We start from the raw sequence: 23,615 nt of genomic DNA, 5'->3' as shown, positions 1-23,615 counted from the left end.
GGACCGTGAAGATCCCGAAGGGCTCCGGGCCTCTCGGCCGCCGCTCGCAAGTCGGCGCATCCCCGGTGATAGGCCTGTTCATAGCGGCAAGACGGAAACATCATCACATCAAGTGATGTCCTGGCCTTTGCTTGCGGTGAACACCGAGAGTCGTCAGTCTGATGCTCGTTGTCAACAGGCTGTCCAATAACTGTGGAGCGGTGCGTCGTTGGTTCGGAAGCTTCTACTGCCAGCTGTGGGAGGGGCACATGTCTTTTGGTGAGCAGCCGGCCTATCTCAGGGTCGCCGGGGACCTGCGGCGGAAGATCGTTGACGGGTCGTTGCCGCCGCACACCCGGCTGCCTTCCCAGGCGCGTATCCGGTCCGAGTACGGGGTCTCCGACACCGTGGCGCTCGAGGCGCGCAAGGTGCTGATGGCCGAGGGGTTGGTGGAGGGGCGCTCCGGATCCGGGACCTACGTGCGTGATCGTCCGGTGCCCAGACGGATCGCCCGGACGGGCTTCCGGCCGGCGGGTGACCGGACGCCCTTCCGCCAGGAACAGGCCGACGACCAGATGAAGGGCGCCTGGGAGTCCGGCAGCGAACAGGAGACGGCCGCGCCCGCGGTGGCGGAACGGCTGGGGATCGAGTCCGGGGGGAGGGTGATGCGCACCCGCTACCTCTACCGCTGCGAGGGCGAGCCGATCATGCTCGTCACCTCCTGGGAGCCGTTGGCGCTCACCGGCCGGACGCCCGTGATGCTGCCGGAGGAGGGGCCGTTGGCCGGTCGCGGGGTGGTGGACCGGATGGCCGCCATCGATGTGGTCGTGGACAACGTCGTGGAGGAGGTCGGGGCCAGGCCGGGGCTGGCGGAGGAACTGCTGGCGCTGGGCGGAGTGCCCGGCCACGCGGTGATCGTCGTCTTCCGCACCTTCTACGCCTCTGGTCGCCCGGTGGAGACCGCCGATGTGGTGGTGCCTGCCGACCGGTTCCGGATCTCGTACCACCTGCCGGTCAGATGACGGTCCGCCGCGGTCTCCGGGGGTGCCTGCCGTCCGACCGGGCGGACTCCGCCGGAGACCGCGGGAGCCTGGTTGGCGGGGCGGTGGAGGGGAAAGTCCAAACTCGAATGTCTGGCCGGATGTGTTTGCTTCGAGTTGCTTGTGGTGTGAATTCGTGTCCGCCGAGTGAAACTCGGGCGTAGGCTCCGGCATATGCGGAGTGCAGGTTTCCACGATTTCGAGGCCCGGCGCGCCACCGTGCGCGGAGTCGCGACGGAGGCCGCGTGACGGCCGGCGGCGACCCCGCCCTGCCGTGGGTCGTCATACGCCACGACGGGAACGGAAATCGCTACCGGGTCGGCAGTTACGCCAGCCGGTCGGAGGCGGAGAAGGTCGCCGAGCGGCTGGACGGCCAGGGCGGGGAGCGGCTCTACACGGTCGAGCGGGTCGCGGGGCGCGTTTCCTGAGCCGCTCGCGCGACTCCCCCCGCGGGTGTCGGCGGATGGCGGTCGGGACGGCTCCTCGGTCCGCCCCGATCGCTGGTGAATCCCGGGCCCTCGTCCTTCCGCCTGCCCGCCGGCCGTTAGCCCGGCTGGTCCCATCGCTGCGCCATTGGTGCCACTGCGCTCCACACCTTGCGGTAGCCCAGGCCGCTATCGGGTATGTGATGACTAATCGTCCCGCGAATCCACATAAAGCGGACAGTGGGATCTGTTAGTCGTCAGTGGTCTGGAAGTGGTCGGCGTGAGCGAAACCGCAGGGGCCCCGGAATACCCGATGATGCCGACGCCTGTCCGCGATGACTACCAGGACCCCCTCGGCCGCAGCGTGGAGTGGAGTTTCCCCGGGGTTCCGGACGCGGTGCGCAGCGCCCGGGCCGCCGTCCGCGCCACCCTCCAGGAATGGCAGGTCAGTGCCGTCGGCGATATGGCGGTGCTGTTGGTGAGCGAACTGGTGACCAACTCCCAGCGCTACGCCAGCGGCCCCATCGGGCTCCGTATGGAGCGCACTCCGGGCGGAACACTGCTGGTCGAGGTGTCCGATCCGCTCCCCGACCCACCGCTGACCCGGGTCGCTGCTCCGGAGGACGAAGGCGGCCGCGGGCTGCAGCTTGTTGCCTTCGCTTCCCGTCGCTGGGGTACCCGGCGCGCCGCAGCAGGTAAGACGGTGTGGTTCGAGCTGGCCTTGTCCGGTTAGAAGACAAGAGGTCAGAGGTACTACCGGTCACTGCTCGACTCGGCAGGTGAAATCGTGCTGTGATCGTGCAGGCCGTGGTCGGGACGGCCCGAGTGCTGGATACTCGGCGCAGAGCCGGTCCGAGCGAGGTGAGCTGGAGGGGACGGGCGCGTGGGTGAGATACCAGCGGTGCCGCAGGTGCCCGGGGCGACGGGCGCCGCGCCGGTGTGGCGGAACAGTCCGCCCGGGTCGATGTACGACCACATCCAGGTGGCCTCCTTCTCCCTCGGCCCCGACGGGCGGGTGGAGCAGTGGAGCGAGCGGGCCGCGCAGTTGCTGGGCATCCGCGCGCAGGAGGTGGTCGGCAGGGACCCCGTCGAGGCCTTCCTGCCGGAGGAGCTGCGGCCGGCCGGACGGAACACGCTCGACCAGATCATGGACGGCCGGGAGTGGATCGGGCACGTGCCCTTCCAACTCCCGAGGGAGCCGGGCCAGCGGGGGTTCGCCGAGATCTACCTGATGCCCTCCCGGACCGCGCGGGGCGAGCGGGGTGCGCTCTGCATCGTGGTGGACGTACGGGCGCTGCGGCAGATCGAGACGGACCTGGCGGCCTCGCAGGCCGTTTTCGGACAGTCTCCGATGGGCTTCATGCTCTTCGACACCGCGCTGAGGCTCATGCGGGTCAACGAACGCTTCGCCACCGTCTTCGGCGGCACCCCGCAGTCCCACCGGGGCCGGGGACCGGCCGACTTCCTCCAGCGCGGTGAGGCGGAACGGCTCTCCGCCGCGCTCCGCCAGGTGCTGGAGAGCGGAAAACCGGTCATCGACCTCCAGCTCGTGGGAACCCCTCCGGGCAGCTCGGAGCGGCGCCGCTGGTCGCTCAGTCTCTACCGGCTGCACGGAACCTCCGGGCGGCCGATCGGCGTCGCCTGTCTCGGCAACGACATCACCCAGCGGCGGAACGCCGAGCGGGAGGCGGCCAGCGCCCGCCGCAACCTGGCGCTGCTCAACGCCGCGGGGGCGCGGATCGGCAACTCCCTCGACCTCGAGACCACCGCGCGTGAACTGCTGGACGTCGCCGTACCGCAGTTCTGCGACCTCGCCTCCGTCGATCTGTACCAGGCGCTGCTGACCAGCGACGACACAGCGCTGGCCGCGGGGGTGGGCCGGATCGGTCTGGAGGAGGGCAGCGCCGAACTGCGCCGGGTCGCCTTCGCCAGCGCCGTCTCCGACGCTCCCATGCCGTGGAGCACCGACCGCGACGGCGCCTGCGGCGCCCAACGCGGCGGAGCGGCGGCGGAGCGGCGGAACGGAGTGGTCCACCCCAGGGCCGGGGCCGACCCGCGGACGGCCGGAGACAGTGCCGGGGCAAGCGGTGAGCACGGCCGGTGTCCGGCGACCTCCGGCCCGGTGACCGTCGGAGCCGTGCACCGCTACCCCTTCCACTCGCCGTGCGCCGAGGCCCTGCGCACCGGACAGCCGAAAGTCATCCCCGGTCAGGACAGTGACGACGGACCGGAGCTCGGCGTGGTGGTCCAGTCCACCCTGGCGGTCCCGATCACGGCGCACGACACGGTGGTGGGTCTGGCCCAGTTCGCCCGCACCAAGGGCAGCGAACCCTTCGGGGAGCGGGACATCGCGCTGGCCGGTGAACTCGCGGCGCGGGCCGCGGTCTGCATCGACAACGCCCGGCTCTACCGGTTGGAACACGAACGGGCGCTGATCCTCCAGCGCAGCCTGCTGCCGCCCGGCGACCCGGAGGCGGCCGGACTCGACATCGCCTGCCGGTACCTTCCCGGAACCACCGCGACGGAGGTGGGCGGCGACTGGTTCGACGTCATCGAGCTGCCGGGCCACCGCACCGCGCTGGTGGTCGGCGACGTGATGGGCCGGGGACTGCGGGCGGCCGTCGCGATGGGGGAGCTGCGTACCGCGGTCCGTACGCTGGCGCTGCTCGACCTGGAGCCTGCCGAGGTGCTCTCGGCGCTGGACGAGATCGCCCGCGGACTGGGGGCCCCCGCCGGCGCCGGCGGCGGACGGTCCGGGAAGCGCGGTGGCAGGAGCGGTCGGGGCGGCGCCGGCGGCGGCTCGGATCTCTCGGAGGTCTACCTGGCCACCTGCGTCTACGCCGTCTACGACCCGGTGACCCGGCGCTGTACGTTCGCCAACGCGGGCCATCTGCCGCCGGCGGTGGTCGACCCGGGCAGCGGTGAGCAGGCGTTGATGCTCGAGGTGCCGGCCGGAATCCCGCTCGGGGTGGGCGGTGAGCCCTTCGAGGAGGTGGAGGTCGAGCTTCCGGACGGTGCGCTCCTCGCCCTCTACACCGACGGCCTGGTGGAGTCCCGGGACCAGACCCTGGACGAGGGACTGGTGGCCTTCCGGAGCGCGCTGACCAACTCGGGGCGGCCGCTGGAGGACGTCTGCGACCAGGTGCTGGGCCGGCTCGACACCCGCCACGGCGAGGACGACATCGCGCTGCTGCTGGCCAGGGTCCAGGGGCTGCCGGCCGAGGCGGTCGGCGACTGGCGGCTGCCGCGGGACCCGCAGTCCGTCGCCCAGGCCCGGGAGCTGGCCCGGGGGCAGCTGGCCTCCTGGGGCCTCGGCCCGCTGGCCGACACCACCGAACTGCTCGTCAGCGAGTTGGTGACCAACGCCCTGCGGTACGGCGAGGGGGAGATCAGGCTCCGCTTCCTGTTGGACCGCACCCTGGTCTGCGAGGTATGGGACGGGGGGCTGGTCCAGCCGCGCCGTCGCCGGGCCCGCGACACCGACGAGGGGGGCCGTGGGCTGCAACTCGTCGATCTGCTGAGCAACGGATGGGGGAGCCGGCGCACACCGCGCGGCAAGACGGTCTGGTTCGAGTTGGACCTGCCCGACGGGCAGGCGGAGACGTCCGATCCGACGGAGTTCCTGAAGGCCGTGCTGTAAGGGCCCCTCAGGGCTCGACGCGGGGCCCATGGCCAGCTGTCACAAGACGAGGGTGCGGGTGCCGGACACCGAGTCGCCCGGTCGCCGCCGACGCGGACGGGGGGCGGCGCCTACCGCGGCCCCCCGTCCGAAGCGTCAGATGCCGAACCGCTCCCGGCGCAGCAGGGGCTTCACCCGGGTGGCGAATCCACCACTGCGGAACGGGCCCTGCAGTAGGCCGGGGCGGAGCTGCTGGGCCAGCGCTGCGATGATCATGCCCTGGTCGAGGGCGAGCATGAAGTCGCTGACCCGGCCGGTGCGGACGTTGACCGAGTCCCGGAAGCCGAGCCCGTCCCGGTAGGCGCCGAAGTCCCGGGCCAGCCCCCGGAGGTTGTCCAGAACCCGGGACGGCGCGTACGGCAGCGCCAGGAAGGAGGCGTGCGGCGTGACCACGCCGTTGGTGTAGGCCGAGGCGGGGGGCGGCGGCGCGCCCTCCTCGGTGAAGGTGCGGTCGGTGTTGGAGGCGTAGCCGTCGAGGTTCATACCGATCGCGTCGACGCCGTACTCCTGGTAGCCGCCCTCCGGCACGTTGCAGGGGGAGAAGCCCCAGTAGCCGTAGCGCGCCTCCTTCAGCCCGTGGTCGATGTGGGACCGCACGGTGTGCAGGTGGCTCAGCCCCCAGGAGTCCGGGGACCACTGCGGCTCGGGGACGAAGAGCGGCACCATCAGCGCCTCGAACATCGAACCGCCCCAGGTGGGGACCAGCTTGCGGCCGCGGTGCTCGTAGTGCCCCCGCCAGACCGGGAAGCCGTCCACCGTCGCCCAGGAGCCGAGCGGGGTCTGCTCCTGGCCGTTGCCGGGCTCCAGGGTGCGGAAGAGGTGCCAGTAGTGCTCACCGGGGAGGCTGCCGTCGGCGATGCCGAGGTAGCTGGCCATCCGCGGTTCGGTGTTGAGAGCGCCGTAGTGGTGGGCGGTCGGCTCCTCGGTGTCCGTCCAGACACCGCCGCGCAGCTGGCCCGGGTGGCCGACCGGGTCGTCGGCGCGGTAGGGGGTGTAGAAGTACGACCAGTCGGCGTCGGCGAGCAGCCGTTCGACGCGCGGCCGGAGCAGGGGGTCGGTGTGGGCCGCGATCCGCAGCCCGGCCACCAGCCAGGCGTTGTCCACCGAGGAGAGGAACGGGCGCACCGGTTCGCCGGTGCCGGGCCACTCGGTGAGCACCTCCCCGGTGTGCGGGTCGTACCAGTTCAGCCAGAAGCCGTGCTCGCGGTGGAGCCCCTCGACGGCGCCGACGGTGCGGTCGAGCCGGGCGTGCAGTTGCCCGGCGCTGAGCAGGCCGAGGCCGTGCGCGGCGACCGCGCTCCACAGGCCGCAGCCGATGTTGGTGGGGGAGGTGTTCTCGGACGGGCGGGGCGGTCGGCGGCCGGCCGGGTCGAGTTCGATGGTGTCGGCGGGCAGCCCGAGGCCGGTGGTCATGGCTTCGATGGAGCGGTAGGTGTCACGGAACCAGCCCATCAGGAGGCGCTGGTCGGCGGCGCCCGGGCGGGGTGCCCGGGTGGTCGCGGAGGCGGGGGCGGCGGCGCTCAGCGCGGCGGTCGCGGCGGCGGCGGTACCGGCCGAGAGGAAAGTCCGTCGGTGCATGGGTCCGAACTCCTTGAGGGTGAGAGGACGGTCGGCTGGAGGCCGGGCTTCCGGAGGACGTGCTCGCCGCTCCGGGGGAGGGGCGGGTGCCGCCCGGGTGCGGACCGGACGGCACCCGCTCTCAGCTGGACAGGCGGAGGAAACGGATGCCCGGGTTGGGCAGCGTGATCGTGAGCTCTGCGGTGCCGTCCGGGGCGGCGGTGGCCGTCGGCAGCTCCTCGGCGGGCAACTGGTCGGCGGCGCGCAGCTGTTCCCACTGGTCGGTGTCCGGCCAGGCACCGCCCCCCAACCTCTCCCAGACCGCCTGGATGTTGGCGTGCTCCTGGTCGACCCGGTGCGAGCGCACGGAGTAGGTGGTGCCGGGCTCCAGGTTCGTCAGCCGCAGTGTGACGGACCGGTCCAGCACCGCCGAGCCGTCCAGCTTGGACTGGTCGAGGGTGCCGTTCCACAGCAGTACGTCGACGGTCCCTTCGGCACGGGTGGCCAACGCCTCCACCAGCGCCTCGGCACCGTCCCCGGTGACCCGGGCGGGAATCCGGCCACCGGCCAACTGGGAGAGCAGGTACAGCGCCCAGAAACGGGGTTTGCGGAGATTGCCGACGGTCAGCAGACCGAATCCGCCGTGGAAGAGCCGCGGCGGCCAGCCGAGCTCCTCGAACTGGTCGGAGGCCACCCAGTAGGCCAGGCAGTCGGTGGAGCTCAGCGCGCTCTTCATCCCGCGCAGTACGAAGGGGGCGGCGAAGACCGCGTCGCTGATCGGGTTGAAATGGGTGGGGGTCACCCCCCACTCGGTCCACAGGATCTCGGGCTCGGCGCGGCCCGTCGCGGCCGCGAAGGCCCGGGTCAGCGGACGGAAGTCGAGCGGCGCGTTTCCGTAAGTGTGGGTGGAGACGAAGTCGATCGGGGTGTCGGTGCCGGCGCAGTGTTCCAGCAGGGCGCCGACCCAGCCGGCCGCCGCCGAGGAGGGGCCGCCGACCCGGATGCGGGGCTCCACCGACTTCACCGCCCGGACGGCCACCTCGTAGAGGCGGTGGTAGTCGGCCTGGGTGCCGTTCCAGAAGACCTCCAGGTTGGCCTCGTTCCAGACCTCGAACTCCCACTCGGCGACGGTGTCGGCGCCGTACCGCTCGCAGAGGTGGCTGGTGAGCTCGCGGCAGAGGTCGCCCCAGCGCTCCCAGTCGGCGGGGGTGGAGACCAGCGCCCGGTAGTCGAAGACGGTGTACTCGGGATCGGCGGCCAGCTCCCTGGGCATGAAGGAGAGCTCCACCACCGGCTTGAGGCCGGTGGCCAGGAACCGGTCGTACACCGCGTCGAGGCCGGAGAAGTCGAAGGAGCCGTCCGGCCGGACGGTGACGGTCTCCGGCAGGAAGGTGCCGTGGGCCCGGACCGATGCCACCCCGATCTCGTCGCGGACGATGCCCAGCGCCTCGGCGTACTCGCGGGCCACGTCGGAGCCGCCGGGACCGGGACCGTCCCAGACGAGCAGCGAGAGGTGCTCGGCGCCGATCATCCGCCGCCAGACGCCGGGCAGCTCGGTCGGCTCCGCGCCCGCGTCGACGGCGACCTCGACCCCGGCGGGTGCGGGGCCCGCCGGCCGGGTGGCGCAGCTGACCGGGGCGGACTGCGGGCCGGGGCCGGAGTCCGACCAACTGGCGACGGTGTACCAGTAGCGTCGGCCGGTCTCGGCGAGGGTGTCCGCGTACGGCGGGTGCGGTACGGCCAGGACGTCGCCGCCCAAGTGGTCCAGCGGGGTGAAGGGGCCGTCCGCGGAGTCGGCCCGGTGCACCAGGTAGCCCAGCGCGCCGGGGACGGCGGACCAGTCGAGCGACACATGGCCGGTGCCCTCACGGGCGACCAGCCCGCGGGGCGGGGGAAGCTCCCCGGTGGTGGTGAGACGGGTGTCGCTGGGCGCGCCGATGCGCTGCTCCCAGTCGACCCGGGCTTCGGACTTCTCACTCATGGTGTGGCAGACCTGTTCTTCGGGGCGTGCGGGTGGAAGGGCGGTTACTTGAGGCCGGCGGTCGCGATGTTCTGGGTGAAGTGGCGCTGGAGCACGGCGAAGACGAGCAGCACCGGGAGGACCACGAGGAAGGAGCCGGCCATCAGCACGCCGTTGGAGCCGTGCGCGCGGTGGGGGTCGGTGGCGAAGGTCGCCAGAGCGACCGGGAGGGTGTACTTGTCCGGATCGTTGGTGGCGATCAGCGGCCAGACGAAGTTGTTCCAGGACTGGAGGAAGGTGAGGATGGCGAGCGTCGCCAGAGCCGGCCTGACCAGCGGCAGCACGATCCGCCAGAAGATGAACCACTCGCCGGCGCCGTCGATCCTGGCCGCCTCCAGCAGCTCGTCCGGGATGGTCGACATGAACTGCCGCATCAGGAAGACCCCGAACGCCCCCGCCGCGAACGGCAGCACCAGCCCGGCGTAGGAGTCCAGCAGCCGCGCCTTGCTCATCAGCACGAACAGCGGGAGCAGCATCAGGTTCCCGGGCACCATCAGCGCCCCGAGCACCAGCGCGAAGAGTTGGCGGCGGCCGGTGAAGTCCAGCTTGGCCAGGGCGTAGCCCAGCATCGAGCAGAACAGCAGGTTCGAGAGGGTCACCGCGGTGGCGACCAGCGTGGAGTTGAGGAAGTACAGCGGCAGGTCGAGACGGTCCAGCAGTTCCCGGAAGTTCTCCAGCGTCCACTCCGTCGGAAGCCACACCGGGGGGCTCGCGGCCAGGTCCGGGGCGGTCTTGAAGGCAGAGAGGGCCATCCAGAGGAACGGGGCGGCCATGACGAGCAGGCCGGCGCAGCCGACGGCGTGGCGCAGCGTGTCACGGGCCCTCATGAGGTCTTGTCCCGGAGCAGTCGGAGCTGGAGCACCGTGACGGCCATGATGATCACGAAGAGCACGTAGGCCATGGCGCTGGCGTAGCCCATGTGGAAGAAGTCGAAGCCCTCCCGGTACATCGCCAGCGAGACGGTCAGCGTGCTGTCGGAGGGGCCGCCCTGGGTCATGACGAACGGCTCCTCGAAGACGTTGAGATAGCCGATCGTGGTGATGACGGTGGCGTAGAGCGTGGTGGGGCGGAGCAGGGGGACGGTGATGCGGCGGAACTCCAGCCAGGGGCCGGCCCCGTCCAGTCGGGCGGCCTCCCGGACCTCGCCGGGGATCGCCTGGAGCCCGGCGAGGAAGAGCACCATCACGGTGCCGAGGTTCCGCCAGACGGCCATCGCGATCAGCGAGGGCATCGCGAGAGTCGAGGAGCCGAGGAAGTCGGGGGCGGTCAGGCCCAGTTCGGCGGCGAGGCCGGCGATCAGCCCGTCGGCGGGGTCGAGGACGAACCGCCAGACCACGGCGACCGCGACGATGCTGGTGACCACCGGGGCGTAGAAGCCCATCCGGAAGACGGTGCGCATCCGGTCGACCCCCGAGTTGAGCAGGGTGGCGACGCCCATGCCGAGCAGGACGGTCAGCGGTACCCCCACGGCCACGAAGTAGACCGTGTTGCCGAGCGCCCGGAGGAACTTCTCGTCCGAGAAGAGCCGGGTGTAGTTGGCCAGGCCGATGAACTCGGCGGAGAACGGGTCGGTGACGTTGCGCAACCCGAAGTCGGTGAAGCTCATCACCAGGGTGGCGACGATGGGCAGCGCCATGAAGGCGGTGAAGAACAGCAGGAAGGGCGTGGAGAACAGCCAGCCGGCGAGGTGGCGCGTACCGCGGCCGCCCCGCCTGGCTATTCGGGCGACGGAGCTCACCGCTGCCTACTCCGCGAGACCGGAGGCCGCCGACTGGGCCTGGGCGGCGGCCTTCTCGGGGGTGGCCGCGCCTTGGCTGACCTTCTCGATCGCGGTGTCCAGCTCGGCGCTGAACTCGGCCCACTTGGCCAGGGCGGGCACTGCCTTGGCCGTCTTCATCTGGGCGCCGAAGACCTTGAGGTCCTGGTCGTCGGCGAGTGCGCCCTGCTCCCAGGCGGCCTGCCGGGCGGGGAGGTCACCGGTCCGCCGGTACCAATCGGTCTGCTGCTCGGTGGAGGTCAGGTAGGAGATGAACTCCTCGGCCGCCGCCTTGTGCGCGCTGTCCCGGAAGGTGACCAGGCTGGAGCCGGCGGAGAAGGAGGTGCCGGAGGTGTCGCCCGGCACCTCGGCTACCGCCCACTCGCCGTCCAGTTGCGGGTACTGCTCTTTCAGGGCGGTGACGTGCCAGGGGCCGGAGAGGAACATCGGCACCGCGCCGGTGTTGAAGTCCTTCAGCACGTCGTAGCCGGGGGAGACGCTCTTCTTGGCCAGGCCCTTGTCGAAGTACGAGCCGTACTCGGTGAGGGACCGGACCGTGGCCGGGCTGTCGAGCGCGGGTTCACCGTCCTTCACCAGCTCGCCGCCGGTGGAGTAGAGGAAGGGCAGCCAGCTCTGCCAGGTGTCCAGACCGCGGGGTTGGAGGGATATCCCCCACTTGGTGCCGGCCTTCTCCTGGTAGGCGGTGGCGAGAGCGGACAGCTCCCGCCAGTCGGTCGGGGCCTTGGTCACACCGGCCTTCTCGGCCAGGTCGGTGCGGTAGAACAGCGCCCGGGTGTCGACGTACCAGGGGACCCCGTAGGCGGTGTCGTCGATGACGTTGTTCTCCCAGGAGGCGGGGAAGAAGTCGGCGGCCTGGAACGCCTTGGTGTCGACGGGTTCGAGGACACCCAGGTCGGCGAACTCGCCCATGTAGGTCGAGCCCATCTGGGCCACGTCCGGGAGGGTGCCGGCGGCGGCGGAGGAGACCAGCTTCTGGTGGGCGGTGTCCCAGCCGATCGGGGTGACCTTCACCGTGATGTTGGGGTGTTTCTTCTCGTAGGCCTCGGCGACCGCCTGGAGCTTCTGCCCCTCGGTGCCCATCGCCCAGACGGTGAGCGTCTGCTTGGCGTCGGCGGCGACCTCTTCGCCCTTCGAAGCCCCGCACGAGCAGAGGCCGAGGGTCGCCGCGGTGGCGGCGACGGCTGCGGTGAGTCGGGGGGTGCGGTGCATGGGGGGCTCCTCCTCGAGCTCCGGGAGGCCGGTGCGTTCGGCTGCGGTGTCCGGCGGATGCTTGAGCCTGGCGGGCTCTTGTAAGCGCATACATCACTCTGTTGCAGGCGTTCGGAAGGCGCAAGAGTCATTCAGATCACGCTTGGGTAACGGGTCCGGCGTAACCCTGCGCTCCGGCGCTTCCTGTGCACCCCCGAGGGCCGCCCGCAGTCGCCTTCGGGCGGTGAGCAGGAAGCGTCCGCCGGGGAGGAGCGGGGGGGGGACCCTGCCTCGGCCAGGATGTGGCGCCGGCTCAGCGCGGTGCGGGCCGGGGATTCGTGCGAGGCGGTGACGGGAGGAGCTCCGGCGCCCCAGAGGGCTCCGCTCTCAGTCCTGGCCGGGGCAGCCGCAACTGGCGCGGCGGGTCACGGTCACCGGCAGCATCAGGGAGACCGGTTCCCGCTCCCGGTCGGCGAGCCGCCGTACCAGCAGTTCGACGGCCTGTTCGCCGAGGTGGCGCGTCGGCTGCCGCACGGTGGTCAGCGCCGGGCGCACCAGCCGGCTGAGCGGGATGCCGTCGAACCCGGTCACCGCGATGTCGCCGGGCACGCGTACCCCCCGCCGCTCCAGGGCCTGGAGCGCGCCCACCGCCATCTGGTCGTTGGCGAAGAGGACGGCCTCCGGTGGTTCGCCGCCGCGCGCCAGCAGTGCGGCCGCGGTGCGGCGCCCCTCCGCCTGGGTCATCTCCGCCCGCAGGTCCGGCTGGTCCGGCACCGGCAGTCCGCTCTCGCGGCAGGCGGCCTGGTAGCCGCGGAAGCGCGCCTCCGCGTCCGGTGAGTCCGGTTCACCGCCGACGAAGGCGAGCCGACGGTAGCCGTGGTCCGCGATGAGGTGGCGGGTCAGCTCCCGCTGACCGGCGGCGTTGTCGACCTCGATGTGGTCGAGGTGGTCGATCTCGCGCGGGCCGGCGAGCATCACGACCGGGAGCCGGCGAGATATCACTTCGAGGTCCTCGGTCGGGACGGTGCGGGCGAGCACCGCGAAGCCGTCCACCCGGCCCGCGACCTTGGCGACCAGACTCTCCGGCCCCCCGGCCAGCGAGGCCGCGATCAACAGGGCGTAGCCGTGGCGTCGGGCAGCCCGCTCCATGCCGCGGATGATCTCGTCGGAGTAGAGCATCATCTCGGCGGCGTCTGTCTCGTCGGACTCCGCGGATGCTTCGGCGTCCGGATCGGCGTAGTCGGGGAAGCAGAGCCCCAGCACCCCGGTACTCCGGCTGGCCAAGCCCCGGGCGTTGCCGCTCGGCACGTAGCCGAGTCCGCGGGCCGCCTGGAGTACCCGGTCGCGGGTGCCGGGGCGCACGGAATCCGGGTTCCGGTAGACCCGTGAAACCGTCGCGATCGAGACACCGGCCTGCTCCGCGACGTCGTACACCGTGGGGGCACTCACCCGACCGACCGTCCGCTCCTGTTCGGTGGCTGCACTCGCCCGCGCCCGACGGGGAGGCCTGAAAGCGCATTCATGCTAGGTCGGCCGATCACCATCGGGCAACCGCGGCCATCGGAGGGCGCCGGGCAGCCCGCTCCACCGGTTCCGCGGGGCGCTCAGCCCTTCCGGCGGCGGATCCTGCTGCCCAGCCAGACCAGCGGGTCGTACTTCCGGTCGACGGCCCGCTCCTTCAGCGGGATCAGCGCGTTGTCGGTGATCTTGATGTTCTCGGGGCAGACCTCCGTGCAGCACTTGGTGATGTTGCAGTAGCCCAGGCCGTGCTCCTCCTGGGCGGTGCGCTTGCGGTCCGTGCCCGTCTCCTCCGCCGCGTCCAGCGGATGCATGTCCAACTCGGCGATGCGCATCAGGAAGCGCGGGCCGGCGAAGGCGGGCTTGTTCTCCTCGTGGTCGCGGATCACATGGCAGACGTCCTGGCACAGGAAGCACTCGATGCACTTGCGGAACTCCTGCGAGCGGCCGACATCCTCCTGCCGCATCCGGTACTCGCCCGGTTCCAGCCCCGGAGGTGGCACGAAGGACGGGATCTGCCGCGCCTTCTCGTAGTTGAAGGAGACGTCGGTGACCAGGTCCCGGATCACCGGGAAGGTGCGCATCGGGGTGATCGTGACCGTCTCGCCCGCTTCGAAGACCGACATCCGGGTCATGCAGAGCAGCCGGGGCCTGCCGTTGATCTCCGCGCTGCAGGATCCGCACTTGCCCGCCTTGCAGTTCCAGCGGACGGCGAGATCCGGGGCCTGGGTGGCCTGCAGGCGGTGGATGACGTCCAGGACCACCTCCCCGTCCTCGAACTCGACGTCGTAATCGGCCAGCGCGCCACCGTCCGCATCGCCCCGCCACACCTTGAAGTGCGCATTCTGCGTCAAGAGAGCTCCTCGTCGGCCAGGTACTTGGTCAGTTCATCGCGTTCGAAGAGATCCAACAGATCCCGGCGGATCGGCGGCACCGTGGTCGGGACGATCTCGATCGCCGCCGTGTCGGCGGCGGCCGCCCCGGAACCGTCCCGCGGAGCGGCGAGCGCGCACAGCAGGTTCCTGTTCCGCCAGGCGCGGTCCATCTCCGGGTGGTCCTCGCGGGTGTGCCCCCCTCGGCTCTCGGTGCGCATCAGGGCGGCCCGGGCCACGCACTCGCTGACCAGCAGCATGTTCCGCAGGTCCAGGGCGAGGTGCCAGCCGGGGTTGTACTGGCGGTGGCCCTCCACGCCCGCGCGGCGGGCCCGGGTCCGAAGCACCGCCAACTGGTCCAGCGCCCGCTCCATCTCACCGGCCCGCCGGATGATGCCCACCAGGTCGTTCATCGTCTGCTGGAGTTCCCGGTGCAGGGCGTAGGGGTTCTCCGCGGGGCCGGCGTCGTGCAGTTCACCGGGCGGCAGCGCCTCGGCGCTGAACGGGCGGAGCGCCTCCGCGGCCGCCTCGTCCACCGCAGTCCCGGGTACCCGCGGGCGCCCGGTCGTCCGGTCGAGAGCGGCACGGGCGGCGTGGAGTCCGGCGCGCCGGCCGAAGACCAGCAGGTCGGAGAGGGAGTTGCCGCCCAGCCGGTTGGAACCGTGCATGCCGCCGGCGACCTCCCCGGCCGCGTACAGTCCGGGCACGCCGCGGGCCGCCGCGGTGTCCGGGTCCACCCAGACCCCGCCCATCACGTAGTGGCAGGTGGGGCCGACCTCCATCGGCTCGGCGGTGATGTCGACGTCGGCCAGCTCCCGGAACTGGTGGTACATCGACGGCAGCCGGCGGCGGACCTCCTCGGCGGGCATCCGGGTGGAGACGTCGAGGAAGACGCCGCCGTGCGGAGAGCCGCGGCCGGCCTTGACCTCGGAGTTGATGGCGCGGGCCACCTCGTCCCGGGGGAGCAGTTCGGGCGGTCGCCGGTTGTTGTCCGGGTCCACGTACCAGCGGTCGCCCTCCTCCTCGCTCTGGGCGTACTTCTCCCGGAAGACCTCCGGCACGTAGTCGAACATGAACCGTTCGCCCGCGCTGTTGCGCAGCACCCCGCCGTCGCCGCGCACCGACTCGGTGACCAGGATCCCCTTGACGGAGGGCGGCCAGACCATGCCGGTCGGGTGGAACTGCACGAACTCCATGTTCGTCAGCCGGGCGCCGGCGAGCAGCGCCAGCGCGTGGCCGTCGCCGGTGTACTCCCAGGAGTTGGAGGTCACCTTGAAGGACTTGCCGATCCCGCCGGTGGCCAGCACCACGGCGGGCGCCTCCAGTACGAAGAAGCGGCCGGTCTCGCGCTCGTAGCAGAAGACGCCGGAGACCGCCCCGCGGCCGGCCTCGGCCTCCGCCCGGCCGTCGGGGTCCTGGAGGATCCGGGTGACGGTGCACTCCTGGAAGACCTTCAGCCGCGCCTCGTGGTCGCCGTGCTCCCGGAAGTCCTCCTGCTGGAGTGAGACGACCTTCTGCTGGAGGGTGCGGATCAGCTCCAGGCCGGTGCGGTCGCCGACGTGGGCCAGCCGAGGGTACTCGTGGCCGCCGAAGTTGCGCTGCGAGATCCTGCCGTCCGGGGTGCGGTCGAAGAGGGCTCCCCAGCTCTCCAGCTCCCACACCCGGTCCGGCGCCTCACGGGCGTGGAGTTCGGCCATCCGCCAGTCGTTGAGGAACTTCCCGCCGCGCATGGTGTCGCGGAAGTGCACCTGCCAGTCATCCCCGGCGTTCACGTTGCCCATGCTGGCCGCGATGCCGCCCTCGGCCATCACCGTATGGGCCTTGCCGAACAGCGACTTGCAGATGACGGCGGCGCGGGCGCCCTGTTCCCGGGCCTCGATGGCGGCTCGCAGCCCGGCGCCGCCGGCGCCGACCACGACCACGTCCCACTCCTGCCGTTCGAGTTGCGTCATTGTGTTCGTGTCCCTCTCAGGCTCGGGCTGGGATCAGAACAGCTTGGGGTCGGCGAAGGCGCCGACGGCGAGCAGGTAGACGTAGAAGTCGGCGAGCGCCACGCTGATCAGCGAGGCCCAGGCCAACTCCATGTGGCGGGTGTTGAGCCTGCCCACCCAGCTCCAGAGGCGGTAGCGCACCGGATGCTTCGAGAAGTGCCGCAGCCGACCGCCGATGATGTGCCGGCAGGAGTGGCAGGAGATGGTGTACGCCCAGATCAGCCCGATGTTGGCGAGCATCACCAGGGTGCCGAGCCCCATGTGGCCCCACTCGTAGTCATGGTCGCGGAAGCCGAGCACGGTGTCGTACGTCAGGACCCCGGCCACCGGCACCGCCGCGTAGAAGAAGTAGCGGTGCAGGTTCTGGAGCAGCAGCGGGAAGCGCGTCTCACCGGTGTACCGGGCGTGGGGTTCGGCGACCGCGCAGCTGGGAGGCGCGGCCCAGAAGCTCCGGTAGTAGGCCTTTCGGTAGTAGTAGCAGGTCAGCCGGAAGCCGAGCGGGAAGACGAGGATGATCAGCGCGGGGGAGACGATCCACCAGTCGCCGAACAGCGGCCAGTTCGGGCCGGACCGCATCGTCTGGCAGCTCTCCGCCAGGCAGGGCGAGTAGAACGGCGAGACGTACGGCGCCGCGTAGTAGTGGGCGTTGGACAGCGCCCGCCAGGTGGAGTAGACGACGAAGGCGAGCAGTCCGGCGCTGGTGGCGGCGGGCGCCAGCCACCAGCGGTCGGTGCGGAGATGGGCTGCGGAGACGGCGGCGCGGTCGGGGGAGTGCACGCCGCGGCGTGCACCGCCTGAGGCGCCGGTGCCGGTGGGGGTGTCAGTGCTGGATGCCAAGGCAGACTCCGTCGTGCTGGCGGCTGGCGACACTCCGTGAGTGTGACGCGTCCCACATGTGCTTGTGAAGAGACCATGCGAGATGTGCCCGGGTGAACTGGTGTGCGCCGGCTCCGGCTCGCCCTTCCGGGGGTCGCACGACCCCTGTTCGGCGGCGCTCTGCGGCGGTGCCGCCTCGGCTCACCCGGCCGCGAGGCCGCTCCGCGCGTTGCTCCCTCCGGGTGGCAAACCGAGTGGCCGCGGGAGGCGCGCCGGGGGGCGGGGGAGCCATCGCCCTCAGAGGCCCGGCGTACATGTGATGAGCGGCAGAACGTCCTCGCGAGGGGCGCTCGGCACGCGTGTTCGATCGTACGTGGTCTGGGTGTGCCGAGCCTTGACGGCTGAAGCTGCGATGGCCCGGAGGTAACCACCATGAGCGTCGACTCCGTCCGGCGGCGGACCGCTCCGCCCGGCCAGCGCCGGCCGCGGCGCTGGCCGGTCCTCCTGGCGGCGGGCGCGCTGCTGCCACTCCCCCTGCTGGTCGGCTGCGAGACCGACGGTGCGGGGGCCGGCGTTCCGGCGGTTCCGCAGGATCTGGCCGCCACCCCCCGCGGCCTGGTCCGGGACGGTGGCACCGCCCGCTGGGCGATCGACGCCATGCCCGGCACCTTCAACACCTTCCAGACGGACGGCGACGCCGCCGGCGACCGGATCGCCGAGGCCGTCCTCCCCGCCCTCTTCACCCTCGACCGGCACGGCCGGCCGGAACGCAACGAGGACTACCTCGCCGGGGCCACCGTCGTCCGGCGGGAACCGCGCCAGGTGGTGGTCTACCGGCTGAACCCGAAGGCGACCTGGAACGACGGCCGGGCGATCGGCGCCGCGGACTTCACCGCCCAGTGGAAGGCGCTGAGCGGCCGGAACCCGGCCTTCGGGAGCGCGCACAACGCCGGCTACGACCGGATCGAGAAGGTCGAGCGGGGCGAAGGCGACCACGAGGTGCGGGTGACCTTCAAGAAGACCTACGGCGACTGGCGGGCGTTGTTCACCCCCCTGTACCCGAAGTCCGTGATGAGCAGCCCGGAGGCGTTCAACGACGGCTCCCGCACCCGGTTGGCGGCGAGCGCGGGGCCGTTCCGCATCAAGGCGCGCGATCCGCGGGCCGGCACCGTCACCCTCGCTCGGGACCGGAACTGGTGGGGAGAGCGCGCCAAGCTGGACGAACTCGTCCTCCAGGCGGTGCCCGCCGGCCGCCGGGAGGAGGCGCTCAAAGCGCAGCGGATCGACCTCGCCGAGGTGGCGGGCCCGGCGGCGCGCCGGATCGGGGCGGCGGCCGCCCAGACATCCGGGAGGAAGTCCGAGCTGCGCGACTACCAGCTCCGCAAGTCGCTGGCGCCCGGCTACACCCAGCTGGCGCTCAACGGCGCCGACGGCCCACTGGCGGACCAGCGGGTCCGCCGCGCCGTGGCGCGGGCGATCGACCGGCGGCAGATCGCCTCCGCCGCGCTGAAGCCGTACGGCCTGCCGGCCAGACCGCTCGGCAACCACCTGCGGGTGGTCGGACAACAGGGCTACCAGGACAACAGCGGTGTGCTCGGCCGACACGACACCGACGCGGCGCGGGCGCTGCTCTCCGACGCCGGCTGGCACCAGGGCAGGGGGACGGTCGAGGCGGACGGCGAGGGCCGCGAGGACTCCCGCTCGGGCACCGATCCGGAGCGGTCGGACGGTGGCCGGCCCGGCCCCGCGCGGGCCGACACCGCACAGGGCAGGTCCGAGTACGACCGGAGGCCGCTGACTAAGGCGGGCGACCCGCTCGCCCTGCGGTTCGTGCTGCCGTCGAGTCCGGGCACCGAGCCGCTGCGCTCGGTGGCCCGGCAGATCTCCGAGATGCTCTCGGCCGTCGGTATCCGCACCGAGCTGGAGCAGGTGGACGACGGCAGCTACCTCCGGGACCGCATCGCCGGCGGCGACTACGACCTCGCCCTCTACTCCTGGCCGGCGACGCCCTTCCCGGCCACCGACGCCCGCGCGATCTACGGCAAGCCGGAGGCGGGCGCCGACGGCTCGCTGCTGGTCGGCCAGAACTACACCCGGGTCGGCACCGACCGGATCGACCAGCTCTTCGAGGAGGCGGCCGGCCAGTTGGACGAGGGCGCGGCGGGTGACCTGATGAGACGCGCGGACGCCAGGATCTGGGCGGTGGCCGGCTCGATCCCCCTCTACCAGCGGCCGCAGTTGGTGGTGGCGCGGAAGAGCCTGGTGAACGCCGGCGCCTTCGGCTACGCCACGCCCCGCTACCAGGACATCGGCTTCCGCAAGTAACGACTGCGCCATGGCGAGGGGATCAGCGAGGGGCCTCCTGCGGCTTCGGGACCAGGACGCAGGAGGGGCGGTGACACGGTGCGTCGTCGGCCGGTGACAACCCGAGGCGGGGTCGGGTGGCGCCAGGAGCCCGCTCGCCGTCGCGCAGCCGTCGGCAACCGCGCCCCGCGGAAGCGGGGCGCCCCCTCCCCTGCCGGAAACCGGCCGCCCCTCCCGGCCGTACGATGGGAAGGACCGAGGCGGATCCGCCCGGCGGGCGCGCGTGCCGGACCGTACGTGACGTCATTCACGAATCGGGAGTAGCCCCGCAGTATGTCCACGCGCCATGACATCCGTAACGTAGCCATCGTCGCCCACGTCGACCACGGCAAGACGACCCTCGTCGACGCCATGCTCCGGCAGGCCGGCTCGTTCGCCGCCCACCAGCAGCTCGACGAGCGCATGATGGACTCCGGCGACCTCGAGCGCGAGAAGGGCATCACCATTCTCGCGAAGAACACCGCGGTCACCTACCACCCCTCCGACGGCGGCGACCCGGTCACCATCAACATCATCGACACCCCGGGCCACGCCGACTTCGGCGGCGAGGTGGAGCGCGGTCTGTCGATGGTCGACGCCGTGGTGCTGCTGGTGGACGCCTCCGAGGGCCCGCTGCCGCAGACCCGTTTCGTGCTGCGCAAGGCGCTCCAGGCGAAGCTGCCGGTGGTCCTCTGCGTCAACAAGACCGACCGGCCGGACGCCCGGATCGCCGAGGTGGTCGACGAGACCTACGACCTCTTCCTGGACCTGGACGCGACCGAGGAGCAGATCGAGTTCCCGATCGTCTACACCTGCGCGCGCGTCGGGGTGGCCTCGCTGACCCAGCCGGCGGACGGCACCGTCCCGGAGGACAGCGCCAACCTGGAACCGCTCTTCACCACGCTGCTGGAGACCGTCCCTGCGCCGGAGTACGACGAGCGGGCGCCCCTCCAGGCGCACGTCACCAACCTGGACGCGGACAACTTCCTGGGCCGGATCGCGCTCTGCCGGGTCCAGCAGGGCCACCTGAGGAAGGGCCAGCAGGTCGCCTGGATCAAGCGGGACGGCTCCCAGCAGACCGTCAAGATCACCGAGCTGCTGATGACCGAGGCGCTCACCCGGCAGTCGGCCGAGGTGGCCGGCCCGGGTGACATCTGCGCCGTCGCCGGCATCCCGGACATCATGATCGGCGAGACGCTCGCCGACCCGGAGAACCCGATCGCGCTGCCGCTGATCACCGTCGACGAGCCGGCCATCTCCATGACGATCGGCACCAACACCTCCCCGCTGGTCGGGAAGGGCGGCAAGGGCCACAAGGTCACCGCCCGGATGGTCAAGGAGCGCCTCGACCGGGAGCTGATCGGCAACGTCTCGCTCCGGGTGCTCCCCACCGAGCGGCCGGACGCCTGGGAGGTGCAGGGCCGGGGCGAGCTGGCGCTGGCGATCCTGGTGGAGACCATGCGCCGGGAGGGCTTCGAGCTGACGGTCGGCAAGCCGGAGGTGGTCACCCGGACGGTCGACGGCAAGCTCCACGAGCCGGTGGAGCGCATGACCATCGACGCCCCCGAGGAGCACCTGGGCGCCATCACCCAGCTGCTGGCCTCCCGCAAGGGGCGGATGGAGACCATGACCAACCACGGCTCTGGCTGGGTGCGGATGGAGTTCCTGGTGCCCTCCCGCGGGCTGATCGGTTTCCGTACCGAGTTCCTCACCGACACCCGGGGCACCGGGATCGCGCACAGCATCTCCGAGGGCCACGAGCCCTGGCACGGTGAGCTGCGCACCCGCAACAACGGCTCGCTGGTGGCCGACCGGGCCGGGGTGGCGACACCGTTCGCCATGATCAACCTGCAGGAGCGCGGTGTGATCTTCGTCGAGCCGGGGACCGAGGTCTACGAGGGCATGATCATCGGCGAGAACTCCCGCAGCGACGACATGGACGTCAACATCACCAAGGAGAAGAAGCTCACCAACATGCGTGCGGCGGCCGCCGACGTCACCGAGAACCTGGTGCCGCCGCGGAAGCTCTCCCTGGAGCAGGCGCTGGAGTTCTGCCGGGAAGACGAGTGCGTCGAGGTGACTCCGGAGACGGTGCGGATCCGCAAGGTCGTGCTGGACCAGAAGGAGCGGGGCCGGGCGGCCTCCCGAGCCAAGCGGCAGTAGTCCGGAGGGCGGGCCCCGGCTTGTCCGGGCCCGCCCTCCCGATCCTCGCGCAATGCGCGTAGACTCCTTCTCGGCCCGGGACGTCGGGGAACGGCCCGGCCGGTTACCGGGAGCTGGACCGGAACCTCCGGTGAGGTGTCCGGCGGCAGTCACGGCCACTCGCGAAGCAGTGTGCGAGCGGCCGCTGTCCGTCGGGTCGCCGGAGGGTGCGGTGCTGACTCATGCGGGAGCTTCGGCGGTCAAACGGTTTTCTCTGTTGACTGTCCGGATAGCGGTGCCTCTTCTCCGGAAGTGGTCACAACAGTCCGTTTCGCGCCTGTCTGTATGGGCTTGATATGTCCAGATTTCGACATGCGGGGCGCGGTTGATGTGACCAAACCGAGATCCCTTACGTGTGGTTTTACTGGGCGAACTTGACCGATAGTGGGGTCCATTGAGCTCGGTCTATGGGTCACGCGCTGTGGGGCGCCGACTCTCGAGCACTGGGGGCCGGCCGTTGCTGTCAGGGGTGTCAGCGCGCAACTGGCGCCCTTCCAGGTAATGACTAAGGACTCCTGAGGAGGCACACTCATGCGCGGTGCCAGAAGCGCGAAGTGGGTCGTCAGCGCGATCGTCGTGGCCATGGCCGCGACCGCCTGCGGTGGTGGCGGGGACAAGAAGAGCGACGGTGCGAGCGGCAAGGTCGACCCCAAGGCGTCGGTGTCCGTGGACGTCGGTGAGCCGCAGAACCCGCTGCAGCCCGCCAACGCCAAGGAGTCCAACGGCTCGCAGGTCATACAGGCGCTGTTCACCCCGCTCGTCGGCTTCGACGACAACGGCGACGTCGTGATGGCCAACGCCGAGTCGGTGACCAGCGACGACAGCAAGACCTGGACGGTCAAGCTCAAGGACGGCTGGAAGTTCCACGACGGCACCCCGGTGACCGCCGAGTCCTACGTCAAGGCGTGGAACTGGGCTGCCAACATCGACAACAACCAGACGAACAGCTACTGGTTCTCCGACATCAAGGGCTTCGACGACGTCCACCCGGAGAAGGGCAAGCCCACCAAGGACGCCATGGAGGGCCTGAAGGTCGTCGACGACATGACCTTCACCATCGAGCTCTCCGACTCGATCCCGTACTTCGACTACAAGCTGGGCTACGACGTGTGGTCGCCGCTGCCCGAGAGCTTCTACGAGGACCCGAAGGCCGCCGGTGAGAAGCCGGTCGGCAACGGTCCGTACAAGTTCAAGTCGTGGACCCACAAGAAGCAGATCGAGGTCGTCGCCTTCGACGACTACAAGGGTGACGACAAGCCGAAGAACGGCGGTGTCGTCTTCAAGAACTACGGCACGGTCGAGGCCGCCTACCAGGACCTGCTCTCCGGCAACCTGGACATCATCCGGCAGATCGGCCCGAAGGACCTGCCCAAGCGCCAGGCCGACCTGGGCGACCGCTCCATCGACCAGCCCTACGCCGCGGTGCAGTCGATCGTCCCGGCCTTCTACAGCGACACGTTCAAGGACATCGACCCCAAGGTCCTCCAGGGCCTGTCGATGGCGATCGACCGCGACACGATCACCAAGACCGTGCTGAACGAGACCCGTGACCCCGCCTCCGGCTTCGTGGCCGAGGGCGTCAAGGGTGAGCAGAAGGACCTCAGCGACGTCTTCAGCTACGACCCGAAGAAGGCCAAGTCCCTCATCAAGGAGGGTGGCGGCATCCCGGGTAACAAGATCATGATCCAGTACAACAGCGACGGCGGCCACAAGGAGTGGGTCGACGCGGTCTGCAACAGCATCCGCAAGGCCACCGGTGTCGACTGCGTCGGTGACGCGAAGCCGGACTTCCAGACCGACCTGGACACCCGCGACGCCAACAAGGTCAAGTCGATGTACCGCGGTGGCTGGGTCGCCGACTACCCGCTGAACATCAACTTCATGCGTGACCTGTACGGCTCCAAGGCCGCCGGCAACACCAGCGGCTTCGCCGACAAGGAGATCGACGACCTCTTCAAGCAGGGCGACAACGCCACGGACCTGGACGCCGCGGTGAAGGCGTACCAGGAGGCGGAGAAGGCCATGGTCGAGAAGATGCCCGCGATCCCGCTGTGGTACTACAAGACGAACTCCGGGATCGGCGAGAACGTGAAGAACTTCGGGATCAACTTCCAGGGCGACCCGGTCTACACGGACATCGAGATCACCAAGTAATCACCGAGCAGACAGCGCACGGGTGCGGCTGAGCCGAATCGGCCGTCCGCACCC

At 70.8% G+C, this 23,615-nt stretch carries 16 protein-coding genes; 7 read left to right on the top strand and 9 right to left on the bottom strand.

Annotated features, from left to right (window positions below; translation table 11 throughout):
- The first annotated feature begins 248 nt into the window (after nucleotides 1-248).
- From BGP73_RS17100 to BGP73_RS17085, 4 genes are all read left to right on the top strand, one after another.
- Nucleotides 249-1,001, top strand: coding sequence for a GntR family transcriptional regulator (locus tag BGP73_RS17100; protein WP_069815787.1), 753 nt, complete (start codon nucleotides 249-251; stop codon nucleotides 999-1,001).
- A gap of 263 nt (nucleotides 1,002-1,264) precedes the next feature.
- Nucleotides 1,265-1,447, top strand: a complete 183-nt coding sequence (locus BGP73_RS17095) for an SPOR domain-containing protein (protein ID WP_069815785.1) — start codon at nucleotides 1,265-1,267, stop codon at nucleotides 1,445-1,447.
- A gap of 310 nt (nucleotides 1,448-1,757) precedes the next feature.
- On the top strand, nucleotides 1,758-2,177 hold the full coding sequence (locus BGP73_RS17090; RefSeq protein ID WP_107474065.1) for an ATP-binding protein: 420 nt from the start codon (nucleotides 1,758-1,760) through the stop codon (nucleotides 2,175-2,177).
- A 231-nt stretch (nucleotides 2,178-2,408) separates the two neighbouring features.
- Entirely contained in the window at nucleotides 2,409-5,084 is a 2,676-nt protein-coding gene (locus tag BGP73_RS17085; protein ID WP_244501246.1) for a SpoIIE family protein phosphatase, read from the top strand.
- Between the two features lie 135 nt (nucleotides 5,085-5,219).
- On the opposite strand, the gene BGP73_RS17080 is transcribed toward BGP73_RS17085, so the two are convergent.
- The 9 genes from BGP73_RS17080 to BGP73_RS17040 all read right to left on the bottom strand — a co-directional run bounded on the left by BGP73_RS17080 (nucleotide 5,220) and on the right by BGP73_RS17040 (nucleotide 16,883).
- Nucleotides 5,220-6,701 (bottom strand): glucoamylase family protein, encoded by a 1,482-nt coding sequence (locus tag BGP73_RS17080; protein ID WP_069815783.1) that lies wholly within the window; start codon nucleotides 6,699-6,701, stop codon nucleotides 5,220-5,222.
- Nucleotides 6,702-6,822: 121 nt separating this feature from the next.
- Nucleotides 6,823-8,661, bottom strand: a complete 1,839-nt coding sequence (locus tag BGP73_RS17075) for a GH39 family glycosyl hydrolase (RefSeq protein WP_069815781.1) — start codon at nucleotides 8,659-8,661, stop codon at nucleotides 6,823-6,825.
- A gap of 44 nt (nucleotides 8,662-8,705) precedes the next feature.
- Nucleotides 8,706-9,527, bottom strand: coding sequence for a carbohydrate ABC transporter permease (locus BGP73_RS17070; protein WP_069815779.1), 822 nt, complete (start codon nucleotides 9,525-9,527; stop codon nucleotides 8,706-8,708).
- A complete protein-coding gene (locus BGP73_RS17065; protein WP_069815777.1) occupies nucleotides 9,524-10,438 on the bottom strand; it encodes a carbohydrate ABC transporter permease in 915 nt (304 codons plus the stop codon). Before BGP73_RS17065 ends, BGP73_RS17070 begins: the two co-directional genes overlap by 4 nt.
- Nucleotides 10,439-10,444: 6 nt before the next feature.
- A complete protein-coding gene (locus BGP73_RS17060) occupies nucleotides 10,445-11,686 on the bottom strand; it encodes a sugar ABC transporter substrate-binding protein (RefSeq protein WP_069815775.1) in 1,242 nt (413 codons plus the stop codon).
- A 366-nt stretch (nucleotides 11,687-12,052) separates the two neighbouring features.
- Complete coding sequence (locus BGP73_RS17055) at nucleotides 12,053-13,114, bottom strand: LacI family DNA-binding transcriptional regulator (protein ID WP_069815774.1); 1,062 nt, start codon at nucleotides 13,112-13,114, stop codon at nucleotides 12,053-12,055.
- Nucleotides 13,115-13,269: 155 nt separating this feature from the next.
- Nucleotides 13,270-14,037, bottom strand: a complete 768-nt coding sequence (locus BGP73_RS17050) for a succinate dehydrogenase/fumarate reductase iron-sulfur subunit (RefSeq protein ID WP_069815772.1) — start codon at nucleotides 14,035-14,037, stop codon at nucleotides 13,270-13,272.
- Nucleotides 14,034-16,007: a fumarate reductase/succinate dehydrogenase flavoprotein subunit gene (locus BGP73_RS17045; protein ID WP_069815770.1), complete on the bottom strand. Its 1,974-nt coding sequence runs from the start codon at nucleotides 16,005-16,007 to the stop codon at nucleotides 14,034-14,036. The genes BGP73_RS17050 and BGP73_RS17045 overlap by 4 nt, the downstream gene beginning before the upstream one ends.
- 33 nt (nucleotides 16,008-16,040) lie before the next feature.
- Nucleotides 16,041-16,883 carry a hypothetical protein gene (locus BGP73_RS17040; RefSeq protein WP_069815768.1) on the bottom strand — a complete coding sequence of 281 codons (843 nt, stop codon included), beginning with the start codon at nucleotides 16,881-16,883 and terminating at the stop codon, nucleotides 16,041-16,043.
- A gap of 411 nt (nucleotides 16,884-17,294) precedes the next feature.
- Between BGP73_RS17040 and BGP73_RS17035 the strand changes: the two genes are divergently transcribed.
- From BGP73_RS17035 to BGP73_RS17025, 3 genes are all read left to right on the top strand, one after another.
- Nucleotides 17,295-19,187, top strand: coding sequence for an ABC transporter family substrate-binding protein (locus BGP73_RS17035; protein WP_079127606.1), 1,893 nt, complete (start codon nucleotides 17,295-17,297; stop codon nucleotides 19,185-19,187).
- 312 nt (nucleotides 19,188-19,499) lie between these two features.
- Entirely contained in the window at nucleotides 19,500-21,368 is a 1,869-nt protein-coding gene (gene typA / locus BGP73_RS17030) for a translational GTPase TypA (RefSeq protein WP_069815766.1), read from the top strand.
- A gap of 570 nt (nucleotides 21,369-21,938) precedes the next feature.
- Nucleotides 21,939-23,561 (top strand): peptide ABC transporter substrate-binding protein, encoded by a 1,623-nt coding sequence (locus BGP73_RS17025; protein WP_069815764.1) that lies wholly within the window; start codon nucleotides 21,939-21,941, stop codon nucleotides 23,559-23,561.
- Nucleotides 23,562-23,615 lie beyond the last annotated feature (54 nt).

This window comes from Streptomyces sp. TP-A0874 (assembly GCF_001748085.1).
Lineage (GTDB): Bacteria > Actinomycetota > Actinomycetes > Streptomycetales > Streptomycetaceae > Streptomyces.
This window is presented reverse-complemented; position numbering and strand designations above follow the sequence as displayed.